This is a genomic window from Kitasatospora sp. NPDC041988 (genome assembly GCF_055588525.1).
The window spans coordinates 1-8,237 of record NZ_JBVJCO010000094.1; the positions used below are offsets into that span (position 1 = coordinate 1).

The 8,237-nt window shown below is 72.6% G+C and carries 6 protein-coding genes, 1 tRNA gene and 1 pseudogene; 4 read left to right on the forward strand and 4 right to left on the reverse strand.

All coding sequences use genetic code 11. The features are described 5' to 3' along the window. Positions 1–649: 649 nt before the first annotated feature. The gene (locus ACZ6NC_RS41565) at positions 650–2,050 is read right to left on the reverse strand and encodes a cystathionine beta-synthase (protein WP_465739090.1); all 1,401 of its coding nucleotides are present in this window, start codon (positions 2,048–2,050) and stop codon (positions 650–652) included. 226 nt (positions 2,051–2,276) lie between these two features. Between ACZ6NC_RS41565 and ACZ6NC_RS41570 the strand changes: the two genes are divergently transcribed. The 3 genes from ACZ6NC_RS41570 (at position 2,277) to ACZ6NC_RS41580 (ending at position 6,027) form a co-directional block, all read left to right on the forward strand. After that, positions 2,277–3,413, forward strand: coding sequence for an SGNH/GDSL hydrolase family protein (locus tag ACZ6NC_RS41570; RefSeq protein ID WP_465739091.1), 1,137 nt, complete (start codon positions 2,277–2,279; stop codon positions 3,411–3,413). A 119-nt stretch (positions 3,414–3,532) separates the two neighbouring features. Continuing rightward, positions 3,533–4,753, forward strand: a complete 1,221-nt coding sequence (locus ACZ6NC_RS41575; RefSeq protein ID WP_465739092.1) for an acetyl-CoA C-acetyltransferase — start codon at positions 3,533–3,535, stop codon at positions 4,751–4,753. 320 nt (positions 4,754–5,073) lie between these two features. After that, the gene (locus ACZ6NC_RS41580) at positions 5,074–6,027 is read left to right on the forward strand and encodes a hypothetical protein (RefSeq protein WP_465739093.1); all 954 of its coding nucleotides are present in this window, start codon (positions 5,074–5,076) and stop codon (positions 6,025–6,027) included. A 102-nt stretch (positions 6,028–6,129) separates the two neighbouring features. Here the strand turns inward: ACZ6NC_RS41580 and ACZ6NC_RS41585 are convergent, their stop codons facing one another. The 3 genes from ACZ6NC_RS41585 to ACZ6NC_RS41595 form a co-directional block, all read right to left on the reverse strand. Next, positions 6,130–6,507: a hypothetical protein gene (locus tag ACZ6NC_RS41585; RefSeq protein WP_465739094.1), complete on the reverse strand. Its 378-nt coding sequence runs from the start codon at positions 6,505–6,507 to the stop codon at positions 6,130–6,132. Positions 6,508–6,588: 81 nt separating this feature from the next. Continuing rightward, complete coding sequence (locus ACZ6NC_RS41590; protein ID WP_465739095.1) at positions 6,589–7,497, reverse strand: Bax inhibitor-1/YccA family protein; 909 nt, start codon at positions 7,495–7,497, stop codon at positions 6,589–6,591. A 141-nt stretch (positions 7,498–7,638) separates the two neighbouring features. After that, a tRNA-Leu gene (locus tag ACZ6NC_RS41595) sits at positions 7,639–7,723 on the reverse strand. A gap of 301 nt (positions 7,724–8,024) precedes the next feature. Here ACZ6NC_RS41595 and ACZ6NC_RS41600 point away from each other — a divergent pair. Then, positions 8,025–8,237 (forward strand): annotated as a pseudogene (locus tag ACZ6NC_RS41600) (hypothetical protein); the annotation flags it as partial.

Here is an 8,237-nt window from a genome sequence, read left to right on the forward strand (position 1 = left end):
CCCCGAACCGAAGGGGCGCGCCGGCGCCGAAAGAGAGAAGCGAGGACGCCGTGAGGAACGAGCGGCGTTGGAGCGCCGACCGTCGGCACCGGGCCGAGCGCCCCGGAGGCGAGCGGGCGAGCCCCGCCCCGAACCGAAGGGGCGCGCCGGCGCCGAAAGAGAGAAGCGAGGACGCCGTGAGGAACGAGCGGCGTTGGAGCGCCGACCGTCGGCACCGGGCCCGAGCGCCCCGGAGGCGAGCGGGCGAGTAGCGGAAGGGCCGGCCCCTCCGGGGAGGGACCGGCCCGCCTTCTCCGCCGGGGCTCCCCCACCCGGGAGCCGCGGAGACGCGCCAGCTGGCGCGGTGGTGACCGCAGGAGCCGCCGCACCCTGTCGACCGGCCGGAGCCGGACAGGGGCGGGACGACGGCGCCTCCTACGGAGAGGACACGGCCGGCCGGGTCAGGGCCGACCGACGTGTCCGGAGACGACCGCGCTCGCCGGGGAGCCGCTCCCGGACGATTGCCGTCGCCTCGCTCGGCGTCTTGCCGTTGACCACCACAATGCCCGGGCGTTGTTAAGCGCGTGCTGCGCGCAGGTGACGCCGGTGTACCACTTCGCCCGTGGACGAAGTCTCAGCCGCCGTGGAAGTCACGAGGGCTGAGCAGGCGTCAGTGCGCGCTGCGGCCGGCCAGGAAGCCCAGCAGGTCCTGGCGGGTGACGATGCCCTGCGGCTTGCCCTCCACCAGCACCACCGCGGCGTCGGCCTTCTCCAGCACGCTCATCAGGTTGGTGACCGTCTCGCCCGAGCCGACCACCGGCAGCGGCTTGGACATCACCTTGTCCAGCGTGTCGGTCAGCTGGATCTCCTCGGCGAAGACGCCCTCCAGCAGCAGCTTCTCCGCCACCGAGCCGATCACCTCGCCGGCCATGATGTCGGGGTGCCCGGCGCCCGGGGAGACCACCGGCATCTGCGAGACGCCGTACTCGCGCAGCACCCGGACCGCCTCGGCGACGGTCTCGTTCGGGTGCATGTGGACGAACTGCGGGATGCCCTCGTGCTCGATGGCGTCCTTGCGGGCCAGCACCTCGCCGATGTGCGCCTCGTCGGTGGCCGAGGGCAGGAAGCCGTAGTCGGCCATCCAGTCGTCGTTGAAGATCTTGGACAGGTAGCCGCGGCCGCCGTCCGGCAGCAGCACGACCACGACGTCGTCCGGGCCGAGCCGCTTGGCGACCTCCAGCGCGGCCACCACGGCCATCCCGCAGGAGCCGCCGACCAGCAGGCCCTCCTCCTTGGCGAGGCGGCGGGTCATCTGGAACGAGTCCTTGTCGGAGACGGCGACGATCTCGTCCGCGACGTTGCGGTCGTAGGCGGTCGGCCAGAAGTCCTCACCGACACCCTCGACCAGGTAGGGCCGGCCGGTGCCGCCCGAGTAGACCGAGCCCTCCGGGTCGGCGCCGACCACCTGGACCTTGCCGCCGGAGATCTCCTTCAGGTAGTTGCCGGTGCCGGAGATGGTGCCGCCGGTGCCGACGCCCGCCACGAAGTGGGTGATCTTCCCCTCGGTCTGCTCCCACAGCTCCGGGCCGGTGGAGTGGTAGTGCGAGGCCGGGTTGTCCGGGTTGGAGTACTGGTCCGGCTTCCAGGCGTTGGGGGTCTCACGGACCAGGCGGTCGGAGACGTTGTAGTACGAGTCCGGGTGCTCCGGGGCGACGGCGGTCGGGCAGACGACCACCTCGGCACCGTAGGCCCGCAGCGTGTTGATCTTGTCGGTGGACACCTTGTCCGGACAGACGAAGATGCACTTGTAGCCCTTCTGCTGGGCCACGATCGCCAGACCGACGCCGGTGTTGCCGGAGGTCGGCTCGACGATGGTGCCACCGGGCTTCAGCGCGCCCGAGGCCTCGGCGGCCTCGATCATGCGCATCGCGATCCGGTCCTTGACCGAGCCGCCGGGGTTGAAGTACTCGACCTTCGCCAGCACTGTCGCGCTGATGCCCTCGGTGACCTTGTTCAGCTTGACCAGCGGCGTGTTGCCGACGAGGTCGATGATCGAGTTGCTGTACCGCACGGGGGTCCTCCCGGGATGTGGGCATGCGAGTGCTTTCGGTACTGCAAAGCCTAGGGCGTGCCACCGGCCCCAGCCCGCCCTCGTGCCACTCCCCTCCCGCCCGCCCCGCCGCCACGGATGGCCCACCCCCGTCGTAGCGCGCCGCCAAGGCGGGTAGGAGGGGTGTACAGGTGCGCTGGAGAGAGGCCCCGTCGGGGGCGGCACGAGGACGCGAAGGGGGCAGCGGATGCCAGGGGCACAGGAGTCGCGGGCCCGGGTGGCCCGCCGGATCGCCACTGCGGCGGCGTACGGCGGCGGGGGGCTCGGCCTGCTGGGCGTGGGCCTGGTGGGCGTGCTGGTGACCGAGAGCAGGCTCGCCATCCAGGCCATCGGCATTCTGGACGGCGACCCGCCCAAGGCCGACGGCGTCTACGGTGAGGCCTTCGCCGACGGCGCCGACCCGCAGCCGCCCCTCGTGCTGGCCTTCCTCGGCGACTCCACCGCCGCGGGCCTCGGCGTGCTGCGGGCCCGCGAGACCCCGGGCGCGCTGCTGGCGGCCGGCCTGGCCTCGGTCGCCGAACGACCGGTCCAGCTGGTCAACGTGGCCCGCTCCGGCGGGCGCTCCGGTGACCTCTCCGGCCAGCTGGAGCTGGCCCTGCCGCACCGCCCGGACATCGCCGTGATCATGGTCGGCGCCAATGACGTCACCCGGCACAGCCCGGCCCAGCTCGCGGTGCGCCAGCTCGGCGAGGCGGTCGCGGCGCTGCGCGCCAACGGCTGCGAGGTGGTGGTCGGCACCTGCCCGGATCTCGGCACGATCAAGCCGGTGCGCCCGCCCCTGCGCTGGGTGGCCCGCCGGCTGAGCCGGCAGCTGGCGGCCGCGCAGACCATCGCCGTGGTGGAGGCGGGCGGCCGGACGGTGTCGCTCGGCTCGTTGCTGGGGCCGGAGTTCGCGGCGCGCCCGGAGATGTTCGCCGCCGACCGCTACCACCCCTCCGCCCAGGGCTATGCGACGGCGGCGATGGCGGTGCTGCCCTCGCTCTGCGCCGTGCTGGGCCTCTGGCCGGAGGAGGAGCGCCCGGCCGGGCCGGTGCCGGGCGAGACGGTGCTGCCGGTGGCGGTGGCCGCGGCGGCCGCGGCGGGCCGGGCCGGTACCGAGGTGACGGCGGTCGGTGGCGAGGGCGCCGCCCGGCGCTGGGCGCTGTTGCGGCACCGGCTGCGGGTCGGCCTGCCGGGCGCGTGGGCCGTGGAGGGGCCCACCGGGGCAGCGGCGCAACCGTCGGCGGAGCCGCTGGTCCAGCCACCGGCGGCGCCGCCGGCAGAACCGGCGGCAGAGGAAGGGAATACGTCGGCCAGCTCACACGCTGGGGCGGGTGACGCCTGAACTACCAGACGGTAACTTCGTCCCGGACGTCCGCGTCCGGCCGGCCCCCACAGCCGGACGGCCGCCCGGGCGACCCAGCCCGAAGGACAGTCCGAAGGTCACTCAGCAAGGAGCCCGCCATGCCCGAAGCCGTCATCGTCAGCGCCACCCGTTCGCCGATCGGCCGGGCCTTCAAGGGCTCGCTCAAGGACGTCCGCCCGGACGACCTGACCGCGCACGTCATCGCCGCCGCGCTGGCCAAGGTGCCCCAGCTCGACCCGCGCGAGATCGACGACCTGATGCTGGGCTGCGGCCTGCCCGGCGGCGAGCAGGGCCACAACCTGGCCCGCATCGTGGCCGTCCAGATGGGCATGGACTACCTGCCCGGCACCACCATCACCCGTTACTGTTCCTCCTCGCTGCAGACCACGCGGATGGCGCTGCACGCGATCAAGGCGGGCGAGGGCGACATCTTCATCTCGGCCGGCGTGGAGACCGTCTCGCGCAGCGTCAACGGCACGTCCGACGGCATGCCGGGCACCATGAACCCGCTCTTCGACGAGGCCCAGGCCCGCACCGCCAAGCGCGCCGAGGAGGGCGGCGGCGAGTGGCACGACCCGCGCGAGGACGGCCTGGTGCCGGACGCCTACATCGCGATGGGCCAGACCGCGGAGAACCTCGCGGCGCTCAAGGGCATCACCCGCGCCGAGCAGGACGAGTTCGGTGTCCGCTCGCAGAACCTCGCCGAGGCGGCCATCAAGGCCGGCTTCTGGGAGCGCGAGATCACCCCGGTCACGCTGGCGGACGGCACCGTGGTCAGCACCGACGACGGCCCGCGTGCCGGTGTCACCGTGGAGGGCGTCTCCGGCCTGAAGCCGGTGTTCCGCCCGGACGGCACGGTGACCGCCGGTAACTGCTGCCCGCTGAACGACGGCGCCGCCGCACTGGTCATCATGTCCGACACCAAGGCCCGCGAGCTGGGCATCACCCCGCTCGCCCGGGTGGTCTCCACCGGGGTCAGCGCCCTCTCTCCCGAGATCATGGGCTACGGCCCGGTCGAGGCCTCGAAGCAGGCGCTCAAGCGCGCCGGGCTGTCCATCGGCGACATCGACCTGGTCGAGATCAACGAGGCCTTCGCCGCGCAGGTCATCCCCTCCTACCGCGACCTGGGCATCGACCTGGACCGGCTGAACGTCAACGGCGGTGCGATCGCGGTCGGCCACCCCTTCGGCATGACCGGTGCCCGGATCACCACCACCCTGATCAACTCCCTGCAGTGGCACGACAAGCAGTTCGGCCTGGAGACCATGTGCGTCGGCGGCGGCCAGGGCATGGCGATGGTCATCGAGCGCCTCAGCTGAACCGCGAGTGCCGCCCGTCCTGCGGGCGGCACCGGCGCGTCAACCCCGAAGGGTCCAGACCACCCGTTTGGAGTGACGCTGCGTAATTGAGGGCCGGATCACACCGAGAGGTCGATCCGGCCCTCTTTTCTTCCGAATCCGGACCGGAAATCGACAGTGCGGAGCGGATCAACTCCGCAGCGTAGAACGGTGTTACCTAACAATTTGGGGACAAGCGCGAAAGTCTCGGACAAATTAGACATTCGCCACTGCGGTAACAGCCCCGCATGCGGCAGTGTGGAGAGGTAACCCCGTTCCGCTCCTCCCTAGGAGTACGTTCCGTGAGCGCCGTCTACACCCTCCTGCTGCTGATCCTGATCACCGTGTCGACCGCCGTCCTGCTCCGCCTCCGGGGACTCTCCCGCCGGCTGGACGCGCAGGCCGCGGCCCCCGCCATGCCCGCACCCGTCGACGAAGCCGCGATACGCCGGGCCGTCGCCGAGGCGCTGGCCGCCGACCGCGAGCGGGAGATCACCGAGGCCCGGGCCTTCTGGGCCGAGCAGGAGGCCCGCGCGGCCGAGGACGCGCCACTGTTCGACTCCCCGTTCGCGAGCGTGCTCGGCACCACCGACGAGTGGCCGCTCTTCTTCCCCCGGCCGACCGGGCCGCAGGACGCCGCCGACAACGCGGGCACCATGGACCCGGAGTTCGGCGAGGCGCTGCGCTCCGCGCTGGAGGACCTGATCAACGACGGCGGCACCGGCCCGGCCGAGCCCGGCCCCGAGGGCGGCGCCCCGCTGCGCCCCGGCCACCCGGCCGGCCACCCGGCCGCCGAGGCCGGCGGCGACGCCCGGGCCCGGCGCGAGGCCGACCTGCTGGCCACCGGCCTGGAGGCCGGGCTCCTGGACACCGAGCCTGCCGTCGAGGACGCCCCGGCGGCCGCGCCCGACCCGCGACGCCACCCTTCGCACCCCGACTTCGTACCGAGCCAGGCGCCGTCGCGCGAGTGGACCGACACCCGGCTGAGCACCCTCGCCGAGGACTGCGTGGCCCTGGTGGACGTGCGCCCCGGCCCGCTCGGCACCCTGGACGTGTACGCCTTCGCCGACGGCACCACGCTCTGCGTCGCCCCCGGCGACCGTGAGGCCGCCTACCGGCTGATCGACGCCGTCCGGGCCGGCGAGGACGTCCGGCTGCTCGGCGGCTCGCGGTTCTCCGGCTCGTACTCGCTGACCTTCTCCACCGACGAGGACGCCGTCTACGTGCTGGCCGACCGGGTCGTCGCCAGCATCTGACGCCACCCGCCGACACCACCCGCGGCTGACCACACTCCAGAAGGCCGACCAGATCAAGGGGTTACCGATCCGGTCGGCCTTCGGCGTTGCCCGCCGAGGAGTTCAGGCGCAGAGCGCGGCCGTGGCGGCCACCTCGGCCAGCGCCCCGGCGAGCACCGCCGCGGCCGGCGCGGGCCCGCCCTGCGCCTCCGGGAGCGCCACCTCCGCCCCGTCCGGCAGCACCGCCAGCGCGGCCGCCAGGTCGTGCCCGGCCACCGCCAGCTGGTCGCCGGCCGCGAAGGCCCCGGCGTCCGGGAACCCCCGCACCGGCCCGCCCTCGGCGCTCTGCGCCGCCGCGGCCAGCCGGGCGGCCAGCGCCAGCGCGGCCGCCGCCCGCGAGGGGTGGCCGGGCACGGCGCCCAGCAGGCGGCTCTGCGGCATGGAGCGGAAACGATCCGCCAGGGAGTCGACGGCTTCGACCAGGGGCTGTGCATCGGGCATGCCGTGAGCCTAACCAAAAGCCACCGGGCCCCGGAGCGAACGGCTCCGGGGCCCGGCGGCAATGCTTCGGCGGTGCGGCGATCAGTCGTCGCCGCGCAGGATCGCGATCAGCCGCAGCATCTCGATGTAGATCCAGACCAGCGAGAGGGTGAGCCCGAAGGCGGCCCGCCAGGACTCCTTCTGCGGGGCGCCCTGCGCGATGGCCTCCTCGATGGCCGCGAAGTCCAGCGAGAGGAAGAACGCGCCGAGGCCGATGCCGACCAGGCCGACCACGATGCCCAGCGGGCCGGAGCGCAGCCCCATGTCCGCGCCGAACATCGACGCGACCAGGTTGATCATCATCAGCAGCACGAAGCCCATGGCGATCGCGATGCCGATCCGGGTGTACCTCGGGGTGACCCGGATCCGGCCGGTCTTGTAGGCGATCAGCATCGCCGCGAAGACCGCCGCCGTGCCCAGCACCGCCTGGATCGCGATGCCCGGCAGGAGGATGTTGAAGACGTGCGTCACCGTGCCGAGCGCGAAGCCCTCCAGGGCCGCGTAGAGCAGGATCAGCGGCGGGCTGACGCTCCGCTTGAAGGAGATCACCATGGCGACGACGAAGGCCACCAGGCTGGCGCCCACCGCGTAGCCGTAGTTCTCGGCCGGCAGCACGAACCAGGCCAGCGCGCCGAAGGCGACCAGGGTGAGCAGCGTCATGGCCGTCCGCGCGACCACGTCGTCGAGCGTCATCCGACCCGTCGCCAGCGGACCGGCCGACGGCGCGTTGTACATCTCCACCAGCTGCTCGTCCGTCAGCTGCTGCTGCCCCGGTGCCTGCTGGGCGTACGGGTTGTTGCCGTACGGGTTGTTGCCGTAGGGGTTGTTGCCGTACGGGTTGGTGGCGTACGGGCTCCCGGCCTGCGGGGCCTGCGTGGTGCCGAAACCCGCGTAGCCGGGCTCGCGGGTGAACGACCCCTCCCGCGAGAAGACCGGGTTGCTGCTTCTCATTGCTCATTCCCTCCGTGGCGGTGCTGCACCGCCCGAACCACAAGGGTAATGGCTTGGCAAAAAAATGGGGATACGCCGCGAGGAGGATGCGGTGAACGACACCCGGCGGGGACGCCGGATCGGCGCCCCCGCCGGGTCGATTGGTGCCCGGAGCCGGACTCGAACCGGCACGGCCTCACGGCCAAGCAGTTTTAAGCTGCCCGTGTCTGCGTTCCACCATCCGGGCGTCCTGTGGAGCGGCCCCGGCGGTGACGGGGGGTGTTGCTCCGACTCCGTCCGGGCCATCCCTGAGCCTAGTCGCCCTCATCGCCCTTTCGCATGTTCCCAGCCGGGGAAGTTGTCATGTTTCCTTGCCATCTGACGAACAGTTCGTGATTTGGCCATGCGAAGCGCGCTATCCGGCCACGGAGATCCGATCAGGGTCGGTGTCATACCGGAGGATGAGGGCTTTACCTGCGCGTACGCCCAGCGGTGGTCAGGCCAACCGTCCGGCGGAGCGACGAATAACCGTGATCACGTGGCCGAGCATGGAGGTACGGCCGGAAGCCCCCGGGGCCCGGCCGTCCGACGACCTCCCGCCGCCTGCCGGCGCCGTCCGCAGCCCGCGCCCCGCGACCTCAAGGAGCACCCCCGTGACCACGTCGACCGCAACCGCCGTCCGTACCGGCCGGGCGGCCGCCCGCGCCACCGGCCTGAACAAGGTCTACGGGGAGGGGGAGACCCGCGTCGTCGCCCTCGAC

Bases quoted from the DNA above. Each gene is read 5' to 3' on its own strand.
- ACZ6NC_RS41575 (WP_465739092.1), top strand. From the start codon at position 3,533: ATGCCCGAAGCCGTCATCGTCAGCGCCACCCGTTCGCCGATCGGCCGG.
- ACZ6NC_RS41570 (WP_465739091.1), top strand. From the start codon at position 2,277: ATGCCAGGGGCACAGGAGTCGCGGGCCCGGGTGGCCCGCCGGATCGCC.
- ACZ6NC_RS41585 (WP_465739094.1), bottom strand. From the start codon at position 6,507: ATGCCCGATGCACAGCCCCTGGTCGAAGCCGTCGACTCCCTGGCGGAT.
- ACZ6NC_RS41590 (WP_465739095.1), bottom strand. From the start codon at position 7,497: ATGAGAAGCAGCAACCCGGTCTTCTCGCGGGAGGGGTCGTTCACCCGC.